General features: G+C 64.5%; 21 protein-coding genes, 1 tRNA gene and 1 other RNA gene. 16 read left to right on the top strand and 7 right to left on the bottom strand.

Annotated elements, in window-relative coordinates:
- The first annotated feature begins 146 nt into the window (after positions 1-146).
- Together AC1X6S_RS04155 and AC1X6S_RS04150 are read left to right on the top strand one after the other, a co-directional pair.
- A complete protein-coding gene (locus tag AC1X6S_RS04155; RefSeq protein ID WP_483404525.1) occupies positions 147-953 on the top strand; it encodes an SDR family oxidoreductase in 807 nt (268 codons plus the stop codon).
- Entirely contained in the window at positions 950-1,291 is a 342-nt protein-coding gene (locus AC1X6S_RS04150) for a hypothetical protein (protein WP_483404524.1), read from the top strand. Before AC1X6S_RS04155 ends, AC1X6S_RS04150 begins: the two co-directional genes overlap by 4 nt.
- Before the next feature lie 2 nt (positions 1,292-1,293).
- Here the strand turns inward: AC1X6S_RS04150 and AC1X6S_RS04145 are convergent, their stop codons facing one another.
- Complete coding sequence (locus tag AC1X6S_RS04145; protein ID WP_483404523.1) at positions 1,294-2,565, bottom strand: MFS transporter; 1,272 nt, start codon at positions 2,563-2,565, stop codon at positions 1,294-1,296.
- A gap of 57 nt (positions 2,566-2,622) precedes the next feature.
- Between AC1X6S_RS04145 and prfB the strand changes: the two genes are divergently transcribed.
- The 5 genes from prfB (at position 2,623) to AC1X6S_RS04120 (ending at position 7,082) form a co-directional block, all read left to right on the top strand.
- Positions 2,623-3,732, top strand: a complete 1,110-nt coding sequence (prfB, locus tag AC1X6S_RS04140) for a peptide chain release factor 2 (protein ID WP_483404522.1) — start codon at positions 2,623-2,625, stop codon at positions 3,730-3,732.
- Positions 3,733-3,815: 83 nt separating this feature from the next.
- Entirely contained in the window at positions 3,816-4,850 is a 1,035-nt protein-coding gene (ftsE, locus tag AC1X6S_RS04135) for a cell division ATP-binding protein FtsE (protein ID WP_483404521.1), read from the top strand.
- The gene (ftsX, locus tag AC1X6S_RS04130; RefSeq protein WP_483404520.1) at positions 4,847-5,761 is read left to right on the top strand and encodes a permease-like cell division protein FtsX; all 915 of its coding nucleotides are present in this window, start codon (positions 4,847-4,849) and stop codon (positions 5,759-5,761) included. The genes ftsE and ftsX overlap by 4 nt, the downstream gene beginning before the upstream one ends.
- A gap of 107 nt (positions 5,762-5,868) precedes the next feature.
- The gene (smpB, locus tag AC1X6S_RS04125) at positions 5,869-6,345 is read left to right on the top strand and encodes an SsrA-binding protein SmpB (RefSeq protein WP_483404519.1); all 477 of its coding nucleotides are present in this window, start codon (positions 5,869-5,871) and stop codon (positions 6,343-6,345) included.
- On the top strand, positions 6,345-7,082 hold the full coding sequence (locus AC1X6S_RS04120; protein WP_483404518.1) for a tyrosine-protein phosphatase: 738 nt from the start codon (positions 6,345-6,347) through the stop codon (positions 7,080-7,082). Before smpB ends, AC1X6S_RS04120 begins: the two co-directional genes overlap by 1 nt.
- On the opposite strand, the gene AC1X6S_RS04115 is transcribed toward AC1X6S_RS04120, so the two are convergent.
- Positions 7,079-7,768 (bottom strand): SIMPL domain-containing protein, encoded by a 690-nt coding sequence (locus AC1X6S_RS04115; protein ID WP_483404517.1) that lies wholly within the window; start codon positions 7,766-7,768, stop codon positions 7,079-7,081. The genes AC1X6S_RS04120 and AC1X6S_RS04115 overlap by 4 nt on opposite strands.
- Positions 7,769-7,943: 175 nt before the next feature.
- Here AC1X6S_RS04115 and ssrA point away from each other — a divergent pair.
- Positions 7,944-8,319: a transfer-messenger RNA gene (ssrA, locus tag AC1X6S_RS04110) on the top strand.
- A gap of 103 nt (positions 8,320-8,422) precedes the next feature.
- Positions 8,423-8,710 carry a hypothetical protein gene (locus tag AC1X6S_RS04105; protein WP_483404516.1) on the top strand — a complete coding sequence of 96 codons (288 nt, stop codon included), beginning with the start codon at positions 8,423-8,425 and terminating at the stop codon, positions 8,708-8,710.
- A gap of 66 nt (positions 8,711-8,776) precedes the next feature.
- On the opposite strand, the gene AC1X6S_RS04100 is transcribed toward AC1X6S_RS04105, so the two are convergent.
- Genes AC1X6S_RS04100 through AC1X6S_RS04090 form a run of 3 tightly spaced genes read right to left on the bottom strand, consistent with a single transcriptional unit; the run spans position 8,777 to position 11,123 of the window.
- Positions 8,777-9,490 carry an alpha/beta hydrolase gene (locus AC1X6S_RS04100; protein ID WP_483404515.1) on the bottom strand — a complete coding sequence of 238 codons (714 nt, stop codon included), beginning with the start codon at positions 9,488-9,490 and terminating at the stop codon, positions 8,777-8,779.
- A 23-nt stretch (positions 9,491-9,513) separates the two neighbouring features.
- Positions 9,514-10,287 carry a lysophospholipid acyltransferase family protein gene (locus AC1X6S_RS04095; protein ID WP_483404514.1) on the bottom strand — a complete coding sequence of 258 codons (774 nt, stop codon included), beginning with the start codon at positions 10,285-10,287 and terminating at the stop codon, positions 9,514-9,516.
- A 38-nt stretch (positions 10,288-10,325) separates the two neighbouring features.
- On the bottom strand, positions 10,326-11,123 hold the full coding sequence (locus tag AC1X6S_RS04090) for an inositol monophosphatase family protein (protein ID WP_483404513.1): 798 nt from the start codon (positions 11,121-11,123) through the stop codon (positions 10,326-10,328).
- Positions 11,124-11,234: 111 nt separating this feature from the next.
- On the opposite strand from AC1X6S_RS04090, the gene AC1X6S_RS04085 reads away from it, so the two are divergent.
- Positions 11,235-11,310, top strand: a tRNA-Lys gene (locus AC1X6S_RS04085).
- A 117-nt stretch (positions 11,311-11,427) separates the two neighbouring features.
- A complete protein-coding gene (locus AC1X6S_RS04080) occupies positions 11,428-11,652 on the top strand; it encodes a PLDc N-terminal domain-containing protein (RefSeq protein ID WP_483404512.1) in 225 nt (74 codons plus the stop codon).
- 172 nt (positions 11,653-11,824) lie between these two features.
- On the opposite strand, the gene AC1X6S_RS04075 is transcribed toward AC1X6S_RS04080, so the two are convergent.
- Both AC1X6S_RS04075 and AC1X6S_RS04070 read right to left on the bottom strand, forming a co-directional pair.
- The gene (locus tag AC1X6S_RS04075) at positions 11,825-12,352 is read right to left on the bottom strand and encodes a hypothetical protein (protein ID WP_483404511.1); all 528 of its coding nucleotides are present in this window, start codon (positions 12,350-12,352) and stop codon (positions 11,825-11,827) included.
- A 115-nt stretch (positions 12,353-12,467) separates the two neighbouring features.
- On the bottom strand, positions 12,468-12,656 hold the full coding sequence (locus AC1X6S_RS04070; RefSeq protein WP_483404510.1) for a hypothetical protein: 189 nt from the start codon (positions 12,654-12,656) through the stop codon (positions 12,468-12,470).
- Between the two features lie 195 nt (positions 12,657-12,851).
- Between AC1X6S_RS04070 and otsA the strand changes: the two genes are divergently transcribed.
- Genes otsA through ilvN form a run of 5 tightly spaced genes read left to right on the top strand, consistent with a single transcriptional unit; the run spans position 12,852 to position 19,254 of the window.
- The gene (otsA, locus tag AC1X6S_RS04065; protein WP_483404509.1) at positions 12,852-14,363 is read left to right on the top strand and encodes an alpha,alpha-trehalose-phosphate synthase (UDP-forming); all 1,512 of its coding nucleotides are present in this window, start codon (positions 12,852-12,854) and stop codon (positions 14,361-14,363) included.
- Positions 14,360-15,145: a trehalose-phosphatase gene (gene otsB, locus AC1X6S_RS04060; protein ID WP_483404508.1), complete on the top strand. Its 786-nt coding sequence runs from the start codon at positions 14,360-14,362 to the stop codon at positions 15,143-15,145. The genes otsA and otsB overlap by 4 nt, the downstream gene beginning before the upstream one ends.
- Before the next feature lie 35 nt (positions 15,146-15,180).
- Positions 15,181-16,875, top strand: coding sequence for a dihydroxy-acid dehydratase (gene ilvD / locus AC1X6S_RS04055; RefSeq protein ID WP_108391398.1), 1,695 nt, complete (start codon positions 15,181-15,183; stop codon positions 16,873-16,875).
- A 46-nt stretch (positions 16,876-16,921) separates the two neighbouring features.
- A complete protein-coding gene (locus tag AC1X6S_RS04050) occupies positions 16,922-18,742 on the top strand; it encodes an acetolactate synthase large subunit (protein WP_483404507.1) in 1,821 nt (606 codons plus the stop codon).
- A 2-nt stretch (positions 18,743-18,744) separates the two neighbouring features.
- Complete coding sequence (ilvN, locus tag AC1X6S_RS04045) at positions 18,745-19,254, top strand: acetolactate synthase small subunit (protein ID WP_483404506.1); 510 nt, start codon at positions 18,745-18,747, stop codon at positions 19,252-19,254.
- Positions 19,255-19,310 lie beyond the last annotated feature (56 nt).

The following is a 19,310-nucleotide window of genomic DNA, read 5'->3' as shown; positions in this document are numbered from 1 at the left end:
ACCCCACGTCTTTCCTCCCGGCGGGCAACCTGCCCGCTGCGGCGAGTCGCCCCGCAGGCGTGTCAAGGGGTTGAGCGGGGAGCGCGGCCGGTGTTGCGTAGAAGTCGACCACGCACGCCTCGCGTGCCTGACCGAAGGAGCAGTTCATGGGCTTTGAGCCACGATTCGCGATTGTTACAGGAGCAGACTCAGGGATTGGCCGGGCGACCGCCGTCGCGCTCGCCGAAGCCGGGATGGACGTCGGCGTCACCTGGCACAGTGACGAAGAAGGCGCGGAGGAGACCGCCCGCGAGGTTCGGAGCCTCGGACGCGAGGCCGTCACGGCCAGGTTGGACACGACCGACCTCGACGGGGTCGGTGCTGCCGTCGACGCGCTCGCCGACAAACTCGGCGGACTCGACGTGTTCGTGAACAACGCCGGCACAGGCGACAACGGACCGTTCCTGGAGATGCCGCTCGAAGACTGGAGGCACACCATGGCTGCCGACCTCGACGGAGCGTTCGTCTGCATCCAGCGTGCAGCGCGGCGGATGGTCGCCGCTGGCAACGGTGGCCGGATCATCGGTGTGACGAGCGTGCACGAACACCAGCCGCGTGTCGGTTCCGCCGCGTACGACGCAGCGAAGCATGGGCTCGGCGGGCTGATCAAGACTGTTGCGCTCGAGCTGGGGCAGTACGGCATTACGGCCAACGCCGTCGCTCCCGGTGAGATCGCGACACCGATGACCGGACAAACCGACGAGGACCCGCGGGGCACCTCCCGTCCGGGCATTCCGCTCGGCAGGCCAGGCGACGCGCGTGAGGTCGCTTCGGTCATTGCTTTCCTCGCGTCTCCGGCATCCGCCTATGTCACCGGCGCGTCATGGGTCGTCGACGGCGGCATGCTGCAGATGGGGCCGCAGGCCGGTTCGCATCTCGAAAACGACACGTGGCGGGATGCGGACTCACAGTGACAGATCCACGTAACCGACCGGAGGACGACCCGACGCGGGTCCGCAACCAGCCCGCCCTTCAATCCTCGACCGGCGCGATCTGGATTGTGACCGGCGCGATCATGAGCGCTGTCGTCATCGCCGTGCTCGTACCGATGCTCGCGCTCAACGCGATGATCGCCGGAGTGGGCATCGCACTCGTCGTCCTGTTGTTTCTCGGCCTCGTGCTCGCGCGATTCCGCATCGGAGCCGGGCGCGCACGGCTCGCCATGATGGCGTCGCTCTTCGTGGGGATCGCCGTGGTCGGCCTGCTCGCGGTCTTCCTCGTGAGCAGCATCCAGGCCGACTCGCTCCGCTGAGGTCAGGGGAGTCGGCGTCCAGGGCGTGGCTTGAGGTACCGAGGCATGATCCTCGCCAGCCGGACCGCGCCCAGGATGCCGACCACCCCGATCAGGCCGGACGCGAATGACAGAGAGACCGCGGCGGTGAGTCCGCCGACCACGAGCGGTGCGGCGGCCGCGCCGACGTCGCCCGTGAAGCGCCAGGCACCGAGGAACGGCGCGGGCCGGCCAACGGGGGCCAGGTCCGCGCCGAGCGTCATGAGGATGCCGCTGCCGATGCCGTTCGCAACGGACAGGATGCCGGCCGCAGCGATGAACCACGCCACGGCGTGTGGTGCGTCGTGGGTGAACGCGAGTACGAGCATCCCCAGGCCGAGTCCGGTCATCGAGGGAATGGCGCTGAACATGCGGCCGAACCGGTCCATAATCTGCCCGCTCGCATAGAACAACGCGAAATCCACGGCGCCGGCGATGCCGATGATGAGCGCGGTGTTCACTTCGCTCACCCCGAGGCTCACCGCCCACAGCGGAAGAATGACCGTGCGGGCGGCACGCATCGCTGAGATCATGGCGGCACCGGACCCCATGCGGAGCAAAACCCCGCGGAAGGTCCAGATGGTGTGGAACAAGCCCTGGTTCGGTGTCGCCGCCTCTTCACCGGCTGTCTGCTCGACCCCGCCGGTCGCGGGGGAGCGCCGGGCGTGACCGAACATTGACTCGGGGTCGGGAAGCAGGATGAGGATCACGACGGCGGCGAGGCACGAGATCACCATGATCCAGAACGCGCCCTGTGTGCCGCCGGTGAAGTGAATCACGGGTGCAGCGAGAAGGGGGCCGATGAAGAGACCGGCCCTGAAGACACCGCCGAGTGTAGACAGAGCGCGAGCCCGGTACTGGATCGGGACATAGCTGGTCATGAAAGCGTGGCGGGCAAGGGCGAACACGGCGGTGGAAAGCCCGAGGACGAAGATGGATGCCGCAAGGATCCAAGCGTTCGGCGCGAGGACAGCTCCGAGGACAGCGAGCACCGAGATGGCGGCCGCGCCGATCATGGCAACGCGTTCGCCGATCTTGTGAACGAGCCAGCCACTCGGAATGTCACCGACGAGTTCACCGATCATCACCATGCCCGAGATCACACCGGCTATCGCGAGGCTCGCGCCCAGATTGGTTGCCGCCGCGGGAATCAGCGGGATCAGCGCGCCCTCACCGATCGAAAACAGCAGGGTGGGGAGGAAGACGACGACAGCGACACCGCGGAACGAGAACTCGGCGGTCTTCTTCTCTGTCATCACTTTTCAGTGTATGCCCGCGAACGGATGCCGTGCCGAAGGTAGGCTGGGCTTGACATGTTAGATCTAGACCTGAGTGCCCAAATCGCCTCCATCCGCGCGACCTTCAACGACATCCGTGAGGTCGTCGACCTCGACGGATTGCGCGCCGAAATCGCTGACCTCAGCGCGCAGGCCGGAGTTCCCGACCTGTGGGACGACACCGAGAAGGCGCAGGAGATCACCAGCGCGCTCAGCCACCGCCAGTCCGAGCTCGCCAGGATCGTCGCCATCGAGCAGCAGCTCGACGACCTCGAGGTGCTCATCGAACTGGCCAACGCAGAGGGTGACGAGGACTCCGCTGCCGAGGCACGCACCGAACTCGCCGACCTGCAGAAGCAGATTGGCAGCCTGGAGGTGCAGACGCTGCTCAACGGTGAGTACGACCCGCTGCCCGCCGTTGTGACCATCCGCGCCGGAGCCGGTGGGGTCGACGCCGCCGACTTCGCCGACATGCTGTTCCGGATGTACCTGCGCTGGGCTGAGCAGCACAAGTACAAGGCGACGGTGCTCGACACGAGCTACGCCGAAGAAGCGGGAATCAAGAGCGCGACGTTCGAGATCGACGCACCGTACGCGTTCGGAACGCTGAGCGTCGAAGCGGGAACACACCGGCTCGTGCGGATGAGCCCGTTCAACTCTGCGGGCAAGCGCCAGACCAGCTTCGCTGCCGTCGAAGTCGTTCCGCTGATGGCCGAGACCGAAGAGGTCGACATCCCCGACAACGACATCCGCGTCGACGTGTTCCGATCGTCCGGACCCGGCGGCCAGTCCGTCAACACCACGGACTCCGCTGTGCGCATCACCCACCTGCCGACCGGCATCGTCGTCAGCTGCCAGAACGAGAAGAGCCAGATCCAGAACCGCGCCGCGGCCATGCGGGTGCTCAAGTCGCGCCTTCTCCTCGTGCAGCGCGAACAGGAGAACGCGAAGAAGAAGGAACTCGCCGGCAACATCACGGCGAGCTGGGGCGACCAGATGCGTTCGTACGTCCTCGCGCCGTACCAGATGGTCAAGGACCTGCGCACGGACTTCGAGGTCAACAATCCGCAGAACGTCTTCGACGGTGACCTCGACGGTTTCATCGCCGCCGGCATCCGCTGGCGTAAGCAGCCCGTCGACAGCTAGCCGGACCGGCCACAGGGCCGAGTCATGCCCGGCAGGCGTGTCATGCCGGCAATGCCCGGATCGCTGCCTAGGCTCAAGAGGTCATGATTCGGTTTGAGAACGTTACGAAGAAATACTCCGGTACCAAGCGTCCGGCAATCGACAGCATGGACCTCGAGATCGCGAGGGGGGAATTCGTCTTCCTCGTCGGCGCATCGGGTTCAGGAAAGTCGAGCTGCCTGAGGCTGATCCTCAAGGAGGAGAAGCCGACGGCCGGGTCGATCTTTGTCCTCGGCAACGACCTGGGGTCGATTTCAAGCCGGAAAATCCCGTACTTCCGGCGCAACCTCGGCGTTGTCTTCCAGGACTTCCGCCTGCTGCCGAACAAGACCGTGTTCCAGAACGTCGCGTTCACGCTTCAGGTGATCGGCAAGTCTCGTGGTTACGTGCAGGAAGCTGTCCCCGACGTGCTCAAGATGGTCGGGCTCGAGACCAAGGCTGACCGGCTGCCGCACGAACTCTCCGGTGGTGAGCAGCAGCGCGTGGCGATCGCGCGTGCTGTCGTCAACAAGCCGCAGATCCTGCTCGCCGATGAGCCGACCGGAAACCTCGACCCGGCAACGAGTGCCGGCATCATGCAGATTCTCGAGCGTATCAACGCCGGTGGAACGACGGTGCTCATGGCAACGCACGAGGCGGGAATCGTCGACAAGATGCAGCGCCGCGTGATCGAACTCGTCGACGGCGTCATCGTCCGCGACGAACGTGAGGGCGGGTACGGCACGACAGGGGTCGTGCCGGAGCTCAGGCCGGCCGTAGCCAAGGGACAGTCGGCCAAGAACGCCCGCCAGGAAGTGCGCGAAGCCGCTGCCGAGGCCGACGCAGAAACGAAAGCCCACCAGATTTTGATTTCAACACCGGATGCCGGCGCGACCGGCCCAGCTCCAACCCGTACCGCGCCGGCCAGTGACAGCGCCGACGCCGGGTCGGCGTCGAACGCGACAGGCGCCATCGCACTGCCACGCCAGGACACGACGAGCGACCTCACCGAGCACCTCTCCCTCGCGGAACGGCTGGGACTCCGGGGTACCGTCGACCCGGAGACGGGCGACGAGCAGAACGTGGGTCCGGTCAAATGAGGCTCTCGCTGATCTGGCAGGAGGCAACAACCGGCCTCCGCCGCAACGTCTCGATGGTGATCTCCGTCATCCTCGTCACTTTCATCTCGCTCACCTTCGTCGGAACCGCCGTGCTGCTGCAGATGCAGATCGGCCAGATGAAGAACTACTGGTACGACAGGGCGCAGGTCGCCATCTATCTCTGCACCGCCGATTCGCAGGCCGAGACCTGCACGGCAGGCGCGGCGAACGACGACCAGAAGGCGGGGGTGCTCGGCCAGCTCGAGTCGGAAACCCTCTCTCCGTTCATCGACAAAAACTACTTCGAAGACCACCAGCAGGCTTACGACAACTTCCAGAAGCAGTTCGAGGGCAACCAGCTGGCACAGCTCGTCTCGCCCGAGCAACTCAACGAGACCTACTGGGTCAACCTCAAGGACCCGTCGCAGTCCGAGGTGCTCGTCGAAGCGTTCTCCGGGACCCCAGGCGTTGAGGAAGTGACCGACCAGCGGCAGTACCTCGACGCCATCTTCCGGGTGCTCAACGTCGCCAGTTACACGGCGATCGGTATCGCGGCGCTCATGCTCGTCGCGGCTGTGTTGCTCATCGCCACCACGATCAGGCTCTCCGCATACTCCCGCCGCAAGGAGATCGGGATTATGCGCCTCGTTGGCGCGTCGAACCGGTTCATCCAGACCCCGTTCATTCTCGAGGGTGTTTTCTCCGCGGTGATCGGCTCGGTGCTGGCCGGGGGAGCGGTCATCGCCATCGTGTACTTCTTCATCGACGGTTACCTCGCGCCCATGATGCCGTTCGTCAACTTCGTCGGTATCGCTGACGCCATCGTTGTTGTGCCGCTGTTGCTCATCGTCGGAATGGTGCTCGCCGCCCTCTCGGCCAACTTCGCGATCAAGCGGTATCTGAAGATCTAGCGCGCACGGCCAGACCGTGTTGTTAGACTGATGGGCTGCCGGGCAACGCGCCCGGCGCTTTCACGCAGGCGGACAGCATCCGCCCACACCAAACAACGGAGTAGCTCGTGCCCAGGGAACGTGGTCAAAACGTTGTGGCCACCAATCGCAAGGCGCGCCACGACTACATCATCGAAGACACCTTTGAAGCCGGAATGGTTCTCACCGGTACCGAGGTGAAGTCGCTCCGTGCGGGGCGCGCGTCGCTCGTCGACGGCTACGCCTTCATCGAGGGCGGAGAAGCCTGGCTCGACGCTGTGCACATCCCTGAGTACACCGGTGGCACCTGGAACAACCACCCGCCGAGGCGCAAGCGCAAGCTGCTGCTGCACAAGGCGCAGATCCTGAAGATCAGCCACAAGGTGGCGCCGGGCGGATACACGATCATCCCGCTCAAGCTGTACTTCAGCGACGGCAAGGCCAAGGTCGAAATCGCCATCGCCAAGGGTAAGAAGGAATACGACAAGCGCCAGACGCTGCGCGAGCGCGAAGCGACGCGCGAAGCTGCTCGCGCGATCGCGGCAAAGAACCACCTGGGGGAGTAGTGACGATTGCGCCGAAGTTGACGGTGAACGGCACCTACAACTTTCGCGACGTCGGCGGGTATCCGACCCTCGACGGCCGGGTGAAATACGGTCGACTGCTTCGCTCCGACGGCCTCTACCGGCTCGGTGACGACGGCAAACAGGACATTCGCGATCTCGGTGTCGGCGTGGTCATCGATCTACGCGACGACTTCGAGGTCAGGGTCATGCCGGACGACCTCGACGGGCTCGATGTCCGCAGGGTGCATCTGCCGCTGTTCGAGGGCTCCGGTGCCTCGCAGGGCGAAGCTGCCGTGAGCCTGACCACGCTCTACCGTCGGATTCTCACCCAGCACTCGGGTGTTGTAGCCCAGGCCCTCCGCGAGCTACTGGCGATGGAGGAGCATCCGGTTCTCATCCACTGCACTGCGGGCAAGGACCGCACGGGCGTCGTCGTCGCACTCGCTCTCGTCGCTGTCGGTGTCGACCGGCGTCTCGTGGTCGAGGACTACGCCCGATCGGAAGAAAACCTGAGCGGTGAGTGGCTCGAGAACATGATCTCGATCATCGTTGAGCACGGCGGCACGGAGACGCCGGAGCTCCGTGTTCTCATGGGCGGAAGCCCGGGAGAGGTGCTTGACGAGGTACTGGATGAGCTCGAGGCCGAGCATGGCTCGGTTCGCCAGTATCTGCTCGGTGCGGGGTTCACGCTCAGTGAACTCGGCCGGCTGCACGACGCTCTCGTCGAGCAGGGTTAATCCGCCGGTCGCGCTTCAAACCTGGCGTTGACCTCTGCTCCGATACGGATCGGTTCGGGTGTGAACCCGGTCGGAGTCGCCGGGGCAGACGCAAACGCCATCCTGCTCACGGCGCCGTACTCTGCGCCCGGGGCGCCCAGCACCACGGGTTCCGCGATCTCGGTCGGACGAACATACCCGAGTCCGAGCGACGAGGCATAAACGGATGCCTTTGACAGGGCGTTCTGGACGGCGTCCCGCTGGCATCCTTCCGTGAGTTCCCGCCGGGTGCTGTCGGTGATGCTCCAGTCGATTCCGGCGAGAGCGACCGCGTCGTCGTGGGTTGCATCGTCGATCCAGGGGCCGACGAACTCGAGGTCGGAGAACGTGGCGGACACGGTGGATCGCGAATGGAACACCAGCGGGAGCTGGACGCCATCGGCGTTCCACGGCCGTGAACTCCATACCTGCAGCTGGTCGGCAGTCCAGTCCGCGATCGGTCCACGTACCGGGTCATGGCCAGACCGCGCAGCATCGATGCACCCGTTTCGTGCGTCGGCCGCCCGCCGCTCGACATCCGTTTTGTCCGCTCCGTCCACCTCGATCACGATGTTCACCCTGGCGCGTTCCGGTGGTACCTCAACAAAGGCCTCCCCCCGAACGGCGATCACTGTCGGGCCTGCGATGTCGTGCGCTTCTGAGCTCATGCTGCGAGAATACAAGCCAGAATCATTTCCGGCCTGCTCGTTCGCGAGGTATACTGGAGAGCTGCATCGGAAGATGCAGCAAGCGCCGGGTATCCCGGTTTAATAATTCAACAGCGCGTGATAGTGATTCACTTCGAGGCTCGTTCTGTACGCAGGGCTTGCACACGATTCGCATGGGGATGATCGGTTTCGACACTGCCTGCGCAACTGTGAGAAGCGGGTCGAGGATCCAGGGTTATCTCGTTAACGATCTCTGGAAAACAATAAGTGCCAATTCAAAGCGCACTGACTTCGCCCTCGCTGCCTAAGCGAGCGCACTAAAGAAGTCCGTCAGACCGGGAATGCTCTCTACCCGGATCCTGGCGCCATTTAGAGAGATTGCTTCTACGTTTCGTCTCAGGGCGTAGAGGGACTCAAACTGAGGCTGGGCTCGTCGGAGTAGGTGCCAGTGGCAAATTCCGGAGCCGAGTAGAACGTCTTCACTGGATACACCCGTAGAAGGCACACGACCACAGCAGTGGACCGGGGTTCAATTCCCCGCATCTCCACTCCCGGGTTGCTATCACGCGTTGTCGAACACGAAAGGGCCACCGTCCGGTGGCCCTTTTTTGTGCGCCGGAATCGCCGGCGAGGCATTCGTGGTTAGCTGGGAGGATGGCCGAGACCCGACGACTTGAACTCACGCTCCACAAGCCCAGGATGGGCTGGTTTCCGAAGCCGACCGTGGTGTTCAACGGACGGGGGCAGCCGGCACAGTGGGGGACGGGGACCTGGCAGCTGTCAGAGGACGGCCCGACGGAGGTGACGGTCTTCCTGTTCAACCGGCTCTGGAAGTTCGGGCACGCCACTGCGGTTATCGATGCCGATACGCCCGAGCCGGTGCACTATTGGGCACCGCCGGTGTTCTTCGGGCCGGGAAGGCTGGCATCGGTTCGGCGCTGACGGTTCTCGCGCAGGCTGTCAGAGGCACTGGGCGTCCGAGGTACTGGGCGTCCGAGGTGCTGGGCGTCAGTGGCCCTGCGCGTCCCGCCAGGCCTGGAACTCTTCGGTGATGACCTGCCTGACGTCGGCGTCGTCGACAGCTGACTCTCCGTCGCCCGGCTGAACACCGTAGTCGCCGAAGTCCGCGTGGTTCGCACCGGGGAGTACCACGGTGACGGTGTCCGCGGGGAGCAAGCCAGCGGCATCCTCGATTTTCTGCGGTGTGCTGAGTCCGTCGTTTTGTGCCACGAAGCTGAGAACCGGGATGCCCGTGCCTGACAGGTCGGTCGCACAGTAACTGCCGAACAGTACGAGACCCGCGACGAAAGGGTCGGATGCGTACTGGCACGCCTTGACCCCGCCGAGGGAGTGTCCTCCGACGAACCACTCATCGATCCCGGGGGCAGTGGCGGTGAATGCGTCGAGGGGCCTGAGATCGGCAAAGGCAAGGTTGAGGGTCGGTTTCGTGATCACGACAGTGGTGCCGTTCTCGACGATTCCCGACAGCTTGTAGAGGTACGCGTACGGATCGACCTTCGCGCCGGGCACGAAGACCAATCCCGTGGACGTCGCCCCCGCCGTCGGTTCCATGACGATGCCCGTTTCGGTGTCGGTGATCTCGATCGAGTCGTTCTGCCACGCGTTGAGCGCCGCATCGCGGTCCCCGGGCATCACCTGGTGAAGCCACACCGCTCCGACCACGACGGCAAGCGCGAGGGCGGCCAGCGCCCAGAGTGCCACCTGCCCCAGTCGCCTCGCCGACATCACTTCCGAGCGGCTTCGGCTGCTTTGCGTTTCTGGCGTTCGGCTTCGGCGATCGCGGCCTCTTCCGGGGTGGGTGCTGTTCCGCCCAGGTGGGCGGGCTGCCACCACGCCCCCTTGCCGTCGACCGGGTATGAGGCCTGAGCCTCGTCGAGCAGAGCCTGCATGGTTACCCGAAGCGCCAGCGTGCTTTCGCGGACGTCGGACGTGGCATCCATCTGGATGGGTTTACCGACGGTATATCTGATCGGGGTGCGGAACGCTTCGCGGAGCGTCGGCTTCCTGCCCTTGGTGAGAAGGCGGTGGCCACCCCAGACGGCGATCGGAATGACGGGCACCCCGGCCTCGGCGGCCATGCGGACCGTGCCCGTCTTCAACTCGCGCACGGTGAACGAAGTGTTGACACCGGCCTCGGGAAACACGCCGATCATCTCGCCGGCCTTCAGCGCGACGATTGCCTTGGAGTACGCCTCGGCGCCCGCGGACATGTCGACCGAGATGTGCTTCATGCCCCGCAGCAGCCAGCCGACCATGGGCTTATCGAAAGCGCCCTTCTTCGCCATGAAGCGGACGCGCCTCCGGGTGCGATCCCACACCATCCACTCGGTGAGCGCGAAATCCATGTACCCGAAGTGGGTGATCGCGAGAATCGCGCCCCCGGTCGCCGGGATGTTCTCGGCACCGGTGACGATGCGCTTCAGCCCCAGCCCGCCGAAAATGGTTTTTCCCACTGCGACGGCTGTGCTGTAAACGGGTTCACTCGGGAGCGGTCTCATACAGGAATAGTAGGGGCAGCCGGTGTAAATCGGCCTGCTCAGTGTCCGAGGTTGCGGAGGACATCATTGTGCAGTATGCCGTTGGTCGCGAGCGCACTGCGTGCGGCGATCGAGTCCTCCCCGTCGATGGCGCTGAACCGACCGCCCGCCTCCCGGATGAGGATCACGAACGGAGCGATGTCGTACTCCTTGACGCCGAACTCGCCCACGATGTCGACGAGTCCTTCAGCGAGCAGCCCGTATGACCACATGTCGCCGTATGCCCGGTCCCGCCAGACCTGGCGGGTCAGCGAGACGAGCTGGTCAAGATAACCCGCCTCGTCCCACTGGGTGATGCTCTGGAAGCTCAGTGACGCGTCTTCGAGGCGTTCGACGCCGGAGACGGAGAGCCGCCGGGGTTCCGCGCCGTCCTCGGCGAGCCACGCTCCTCCGCCGGTATGTGCCCACCAGCGCTTCCGGAACGCCGGAGCGCTCGCGACGCCGACCACCGGCTCTGAATCGACGGCGAGGCTGATGAGCGTCGCCCAGTTGGGCACGCCGCGAAGAAAGTTCGCTGTGCCGTCGATGGGGTCGAGGATCCACTGCCGCGCGGTGGAGCCCGCTGTACCGTACTCCTCACCGAGGATGCCATCGCCCGGGCGTTCGGTCGCCAGGATGTCACGGAGGGCTCGCTCGACCGCCAGGTCGGCATCCGTCACGTGCGTGGCATCCGGTTTCGTCGAAATCTCGAGGTTGGCGGAACGGAAACGTGCGAGGGAGATGGCGTCGGCGGCATCCGCCAGTCGAAGAGCCAGGGAGAGGTCGTCCGCGAGGGACGGAGCCGGGGGAGTGGTCATGGCACCTACGATACCGGCGGCCGAAATGCTGAGGCGCCCTCGATTCGCTCGGGGGGCTCAACGCATGCTATTGTTTTCCACGGTTCGAAGCGCGAGTTTCGAACGAGAAACGCACCTCTAGCTCAATTGGCAGAGCAACTGACTCTTAATCAGTGGGTTCCGGGTTCAAGTCCCGGGGGGTGCACCAGATAGCCCCGATCATGACACATGGTCGGGGTTTTTTGTGCGCTCGATTGTGTCGGCGAACGGATGCCGTCAAGCTGGAGCGACGAAGTTTCCGTCACAGTCGAAGAGGAGAACCGCGATGAAAAAAAATCTGACGTTCAAGAACCTCAGCGTGGGGCGGAAGATCGCTGTGGTTGTCGCCGGCTCGGTGCAGGTCGCACTGGCCGCAGCGGCGTGGGCAGACCTTGCCAAGCGTCCCGCGGCACAAATCAACGGACCGAGACCCCTCTGGGCGGCCGTGATCGCAGTGAACTGGATCGGACCCATCGCGTACTTTGTGCGGGGTCGTCGTCAGGACGGTTGAACGGCCGCCTGGACGCGTCACGCGCTCACAGGGCGCGTCGTGGTGCCTGGAACTGCGGTGTCGCGGAACTGCGGTGTCGCGGAACTGCAGTGTCGCGGAACTGCAGTGTCGCAGAACTACCGTGGCACAGAACTACCGTGGCACAGAACTACCGTGGCGCAGAACTACGTGGTCAGGAAACGTTTGCCTTTGAGCCCGAAGCGATGGGCGGCGTGACGAGATCCGGGTTGACGTGGCTCGGGTCGTGGCGCTGCGGGTCGGCCCACACGGCGATGGCGTTGAGCTCGAACGTCACCTGTTCGGTGATCGGCGTGGTCACGAAGGCGTCGAGGTCAGCGGTGTCAGCGGGCGCGGAGTCGAGAACGGGTGCACCAAAGCCGACGAAGCCGGAGACTGTCACTTCGGGGGCGGGCTCGGGCTGTGTCTCGGCGTCCTGCCCGGCGCGAGCCGTGGCCAGGATCGATGTCGTGACATCGCGGGCAACAGAGAACGCGGTCATGCTCTGGAAGAACTCGTCGGTGTCACTCTCGGAGCGCCGTACGAGCGTCCATTCCCCCCGCGCGCCCAGGAATTCGTCGAGGCGTTCGCGCACGACATCGAACAGCTGCTCCTCGGAGAGCTGAGGGGCGGGAGTCGGCGCCTCAACGGGCGTCGGAAGGGCAACCTGTGCGCGAGCGCGGTGTCGGCGTCGACCAAACATGTGCGGTCTCCCTGGTACTGGTGCGAGTGGTAGCTCCAGTGTGGACCTGACGTCCCGAACGGGGGCGTCTGACACGCCGACACGCCTCGAATATCGCGGAAAGAGAGCCTTGAGTTCAGGCCTTGAGCTTCTTCTGCTCTGATTTCTCGTTCACGGTTGCCACAGCGTTGGCGACGGTCACGAGCCAGCCAACCCACAGCAAGACCAGGCGCCAGTCGCGTGGGGCGGTCTTCGAGGTCTGGATGAGTGAAAACGCGCCGGCGATGGCGCTCAGGACACTGAAGTTCAAAACGTACTTACGCATATGGGATTCCCTCCGTTGCGACAACGGTAGCGACTATTCCCGTCCCTGGTGCACGCTTGACAACGTGCGGTCCTGTGCAATATCCCTCGGTCGGCTCTCTATCACAATTGGTCTCTCCCTTCCTCCCCGAAGCCGTGATTTGGCCCGGCTGGTAGCGTTGGCCTCCACGAAACAGTGGCAATAAAGGGGAACAGCGTGGCATCGCAGACCGAAGACGGCCCGGATACTTACGATTTCATCGTGGTGGCGAACCGGCTGCCGGTCGACAGTGTCACCGACAGCGCGGGCAACCAGCAGTGGCGGATGTCGCCCGGTGGCCTGGTCGCGGCGCTTGAGCCGTTGATGAAGACCACGGATGGCGCGTGGGTCGGCTGGCCAGGTGCAGCCGACGTCGTCCTCGAGCCGTTTGAGCACGAGAACATCCGCATGGTGCCTGTCGCACTGAACGCGGAAGAGATCGAGCGTTACTACGAGGGTTTCTCGAACGACACACTCTGGCCGCTGTATCACGACGTCATCGCGCAGCCCAGTTATCACCGCGAGTGGTGGGAAGCCTACGTTGCGGTGAACCGTCGTTTTGCCGAGGCCACCGCACGCATTGCGGATGCCGGCGCAACGGTCTGGGTTCACGACTACCAGCTCCAGCTCGTTCCTGGCATGCTCCGTGAGTTGCGGCCTGACCTCACAATCGGTTTCTTCAACCACATCCCTTTCCCCGCGTACGGGATTTTCTCCCAGCTCCCGTGGCGCCAGCAGATCATCTCGGGACTCCTCGGCGCCGACGTCATCGGATTCCAGCGTGTGGCCGATGCCGGCAACTTCACGCGAGCGGTTCGCCGTCTCTTCGGGTACGAGACCAAGGGCACGCGCGTGTGGGTTCCCGTCGGCGACTCATCAGACGCGACGACGGGCGACAGGTCGCACGTCAGTGGTGCACCGATGCGCCGGGTCATCGCCAGGGCATACCCGATTTCCATCGACGCTACGAGCTACGTCGAGCTGGCACAGCGCCCGGACGTGCAGGCGAGGGCACGGCAGATCCGCGAAGAGCTCGGTAACCCCAAGACGATCATGCTTGGCGTCGACAGGCTCGACTACACCAAGGGAATCGGCCACCGGCTGAAGGCATACGGCGAGCTGCTCGCCGAAGGGCGCCTCGACGCTCACGACGTGACGCTGGTACAGGTCGCCAGCCCCAGCCGCGAGCGCGTCGCAAGCTACATGCAGCTGCGCGATGAGATCGAACTCACCGTGGGGCGCATCAACGGTGACTACGGTTCCATCGGGCACACGGCGATCAACTACCTCCACCAGGGCTACCCCCGCGAAGAGATGGTTGCCCTCTATCTCGCTGCTGACGTCATGCTCGTCACCGCGCTCAGGGACGGCATGAACCTCGTCGCCAAGGAGTACGTCGCGACCCGCGCCGACCTCGGTGGTGTCCTCGTCCTGAGCGAATTCGCCGGGGCATCCGACGACCTCCGACAGGCCCTCCTGATCAACCCCCATGACATCGAGGGGGTCAAGGAAGCGATTTTGAAGGCGGTCGACATGCCGGTCGCTGAGCGGAGGAGGCGAATGCGCGCGCTCCGCAAGCGTGTTCTCGAGAACGACGTCGTGAAGTGGTCGCGGGTGTTCCTCGAGGAACTCACGCAGTCCGCCACTGAACACCCCGTATCGCACGAGCACCCGGACGACAGGCGATGACCGGGAACCTGCCCGCAGAGCTCGAGGGGGCGCTGACACGGCTGGCCGACACCGAGCACCTGCTCGTTGCCCTTGATTTCGACGGAACACTCGCCCCGTTCGTCGACAATCCCGACGATTCTCGCGCCATCCCCGAAGCCGCTGAGGCAGTGGCGAGACTCCTCGACGTGTCACACACCACTGTGGCGTTCGTGTCCGGTCGCGCGGTCGACAGCCTGCAGCGTGCCTCCCGCGCCTCAGACGGCATCCTGCTGGTCGGGTCCCACGGTGCTGAATACCGTTTCGACGGCGTCGACACCCACCCGCCGCTCAGCGACGCCGACCTGGCCCATGTCGCGACCCTCTCCGTCGCACTCGAACAGGTCAGCGAAGCCCACCCCGGAACCTGGATCGAAACGAAGCCGGCCGGGTTCGCGCTGCACACCAGGCACCTCGATGGTCACGCCGAAAACGCGGCCAATGACGCAGCGCGAGCAGCCGCTGATGCGGCCGGGGTTCCAGCCAAGGTCCGCGACGGCAAGAACGTCATCGAGTTCTCCGTACTGAGCGTCACCAAGGGGGATGCGGTGCGTCACCTGCGCGACTACACGGGGGCGACCGCCGTGCTCTACGCCGGCGACGACGTGACGGACGAAGATGCGTTCGCCGTGCTCGGCGAGGGCGACCTCTCGCTCAAGTGCGGCGAGGGGGATACGCTCGCGCGATACCGGGTTGGCAGTCCGGTCGAGGTCGCGGATGCACTGGCCCGTCTCGCCGAGCTCCGCGCAGCCACCGGCCGATGACTCTCCGGGCATGTTCGAGGTTCTAGACTCGAGGCATGTCAGAGATCGACCTGAAACCTCGCAGTAGAGCAGTCACAGACGGAATCGAAGCAACAACATCGCGCGGAATGCTCCGCGCCGTCGGCATGGGCGACGCAGACTGGGATAAGCCCCAGATCGGCATCGCGTCGAGCTGGAACGAAATCACACCGTGCAACCTGTCACTTGACCGGCTTGCGCAGGGCGCCAAGGAAGGCGTGCACTCCGGCGGGGGATATCCGCTGCAGTTCGGAACGATCTCCGTTTCCGACGGTATCTCGATGGGCCACGAGGGAATGCACTTCTCGCTCGTCTCCCGTGAGGTCATCGCCGATTCCGTCGAGACAGTCGTCATGGCCGAGCGCCTCGACGGCACAGTGCTGCTCGCCGGCTGCGACAAGTCGCTGCCGGGAATGCTCATGGCTGCGGCCAGGCTCGACCTCGCGAGCGTCTTCCTCTACGCAGGATCCATCGCTCCAGGCTGGGTGAAGCTCAGCGACGGAACCGAGAAGGACGTCACGATCATCGACGCCTTCGAAGCGGTCGGTGCCTGCAAGGCCGGCACCATGAGTGAGGAAGACCTCAAGCGCATCGAGTGCGCCATCGCTCCAGGTGAAGGTGCCTGCGGCGGAATGTACACGGCGAACACGATGGCATCCGTCGCTGAGGCACTCGGCATGAGCCTTCCGGGTTCTGCCGCGCCGCCATCGGCGGACCGCCGCCGTGACTACTTCGCGCACCGTTCGGGCGAGGCCGTCGTCAACATGCTCCGGCTCGGAATCACCGCCCGCGACATCCTGACCAAGAAGGCATTCGAGAACGCGATCGCCGTTGCCATGGCTTTCGGCGGATCGACCAACGTCGTCCTGCACCTGCTCGCCATTGCGCGTGAGGCCGAAGTAGACCTCACACTCGACGACTTCAACCGCATCGGCGACAAGGTGCCGCACATCGGTGACCTCAAGCCATTCGGCAAGTACGTCATGAACGATGTCGACCGTCACGGCGGAGTTCCCGTTGTGATGAAGGCACTGCTCGATGCCGGGCTGCTCCATGGCGACGCGCTCACGGTGACGGGCAAGACCCTCGCCGAGAACCTCGCCGAGCTCAACCCCATGCCGCTCGACGGTGAAGTCATCCGCACACTCGACAACCCGATCCACGCGACGGGTGGCATCACCGTGCTGCACGGTTCGTTCGCGCCGGAGGGAGCCGTTGTGAAGACCGCTGGCTTCGACGCCGACGTCTTCGAGGGTCCCGCTCGCGTCTTCGAACGTGAGCGCGGCGCGATGGACGCACTGACCAACGGGGAGATCTCCGCCGGGGACGTCATCGTCATCAGGTACGAGGGGCCGAAGGGTGGACCAGGCATGCGCGAGATGCTCGCCATCACCGCCGCCATCAAGGGCGCGGGGCTCGGAAAAGATGTACTACTATTGACCGACGGTCGATTCTCAGGCGGCACAACCGGCCTCTGCATCGGCCACATAGCACCCGAAGCAGTGGACGCTGGTCCCATTGCCTTCGTGCGCGATGGTGATCTGATACGGGTCGATATCGCAGCTCGGTCGCTCGACCTACTTGTCGACGAACAAGAGCTGGCAGCCCGCCGCAACGGCTGGGCACCGCTTCCCCCGCGCTATACCCGTGGCGTCCTCGCAAAGTACTCCAAGCTCGTGCACTCCGCCGCTGAAGGCGCGATCACCGGGTAACAGGACGTCCTCTTCAGATCTCCACTCTCACAAGGGAACCCATACGATGCCTGCGGATTCTTCTCCCGCCATATCGCCATCCAGCCTCAAGGCTGCCAAAACCACCGACGCCGCGGCGCCAGAGCTCCTGACCGGGGCCCAGGCCGTCGTCCGGACGCTCGAGCTGATCGGGATCACCGACGTCTTCGGGCTGCCCGGCGGTGCCATTCTTCCGGTCTATGACCCGCTCATGGACACGGAGAAGATCCGTCACATCCTCGTGCGTCACGAGCAGGGCGCCGGACACGCAGCCGAGGGTTACGCCGCGGCGAGCGGGAAAGTCGGCGTAGCCATCGCCACCTCCGGGCCCGGCGCGACCAACCTCGTCACCGCCATCATGGATGCCCACATGGATTCGGTGCCGCTTCTCGCGATCACCGGCCAGGTGTTCTCCACCCTGATGGGAACCGACGCGTTCCAGGAGGCCGACATTGTCGGCATCACCATGCCGATCACGAAGCACTCCTTCCTGGTCACGGATGCCGCCGACATCCCCGCGACAATCGCGGCGGCGTACCACATCGCGTCGACCGGACGCCCGGGACCGGTGCTCGTCGACATCACCAAGGATGCGCAACAGGACACCGTCCCGTTCATCTGGCCGCCGAAGATCGATCTCCCCGGTTACCGCCCGGTGACGAAGGCGCACGGCAAGCAGATCCTGGCCGCCGCCCAGCTGATGGTGGAGGCGAAGAAACCGGTTCTCTATGTCGGTGGCGGTGTCATCAGGGCACACGCTTCGGCCGAACTGCTCGAGCTGGCTGAGCTCAGCGGTGCTCCCGTTGTGACGACGCTGATGGCGCGTGGTGCCTTCCCGGATTCCCACCCGCAGCACCTCGGCATGCCGGGGATGCACGGGACGGTCCCTGCGGTGCTTGCGCTGCAGGAGTCAGACCTGATCGTCGCACTCGGCGCGAGGTTCGACGACCGGGTGACCGGTAAGACGGCGCTCTTCGCACCGAACGCCAAAGTTGTTCACGTCGACGTCGACCCGGCGGAGATCTCCAAGATCCGCACGGCAGACGTCCCCATCGTCGGCGATGCCAAGGATGTCATCGCCGATCTCACCGCGGCCATCACCTCGGCCCGTCGGGACACCGTCCCGGACATCGAGGTCTGGTGGACCTACCTCAATGGGCTCCGCGAGGAGTTCCCGCTCGGATTCACCACCCCGAGCGACGGCCTGCTCGCACCGCAGCACGTCATCTCGCGGATCGGCGAACTCACCGGACCCGAGGGAATCTTCGCGTCCGGCGTCGGCCAGCACCAGATGTGGGCAGCCCAGTTCATCAAGTACGAGCGGCCCAACTCCTGGCTCAACTCGGGTGGCGCTGGAACCATGGGTTACTCGGTCCCGGCGGCCATGGGCGCCAAGGTTGCCGAGCCTGACCGAACGGTCTGGGCGATCGACGGTGACGGATGCTTCCAGATGACCAATCAGGAACTAGCCACCTGTGCGATCAACAAGATCCCGATCAAGGTCGCGATCATCAACAACTCGTCGCTCGGAATGGTTCGCCAGTGGCAGACGCTGTTCTACGACGGCCGTTACTCGAACACCGACCTCAACACGGGCCACGACACCATCCGGGTTCCGGACTTCGTGAAGCTTGCTGAGGCATACGGATGCCTCGGCATCCGCGTGACATCGATGGATGAGGTGGACGCCGCCATTCAGCTGGCGCTCGAGACCAACGACCGGCCCGTCGTCATCGACTTCGTCGTGAGCGCAGACGCTATGGTGTGGCCGATGGTTCCCCAGGGTGTCAGCAACAGCTATGTGCAGTACGCCAGGGACCACAGCCCGTCGTTCGATGAGGAGGTCTAGAGATGACTACCCACGTTCTGAGTCTGCTCGTCGAAGACAAGCCAGGTCTGCTCACCCGTGTCGCCGGCCTCTTTGCTCGCCGCGGATTCAACATCGAGTCCCTCGCCGTCGGAAAGAGTGAAGTTCCCGGCCTGAGCCGCATCACCGTCGTCGTCACTGTCGAAGGCCTGCCGCTCGAGCAGATCACCAAACAGCTTAACAAGCTCGTCAACGTGATCAAGATCGTCGAACTCGATCCCGCGCAGTCTGTACAGCGCGAGCACCTCCTCATCAAGGTGCGCGTCGACAACACGACCCGCTCGCAGGTGCTCGAGGCCGTCAACCTGTTCCGCGCCCGCGTCGTCGACGTTGCAACGGACGCCCTCGTCATCGAGGTCACGGGAGACTCGGGCAAGACCAACGCGCTGCTGAGGGTCCTCGAACCTTTCGGCATCAAGGAACTCGCGCAGTCCGGGCAGCTTGCGATCGGCCGCGGGTCCAAGTCGATCACCGAACGCGTATTCAAGAACTAACGAGCGTGACGTCGCACTCTGCGACACAACGCACCGCACCAACCTCAACAACAAGG

This window comes from Mycetocola sp. Y442 (assembly GCF_056898615.1).
The sequence above is the reverse complement of the archived record's forward strand: the minus strand, read 5'-3'. Positions and strand labels throughout refer to the sequence as shown.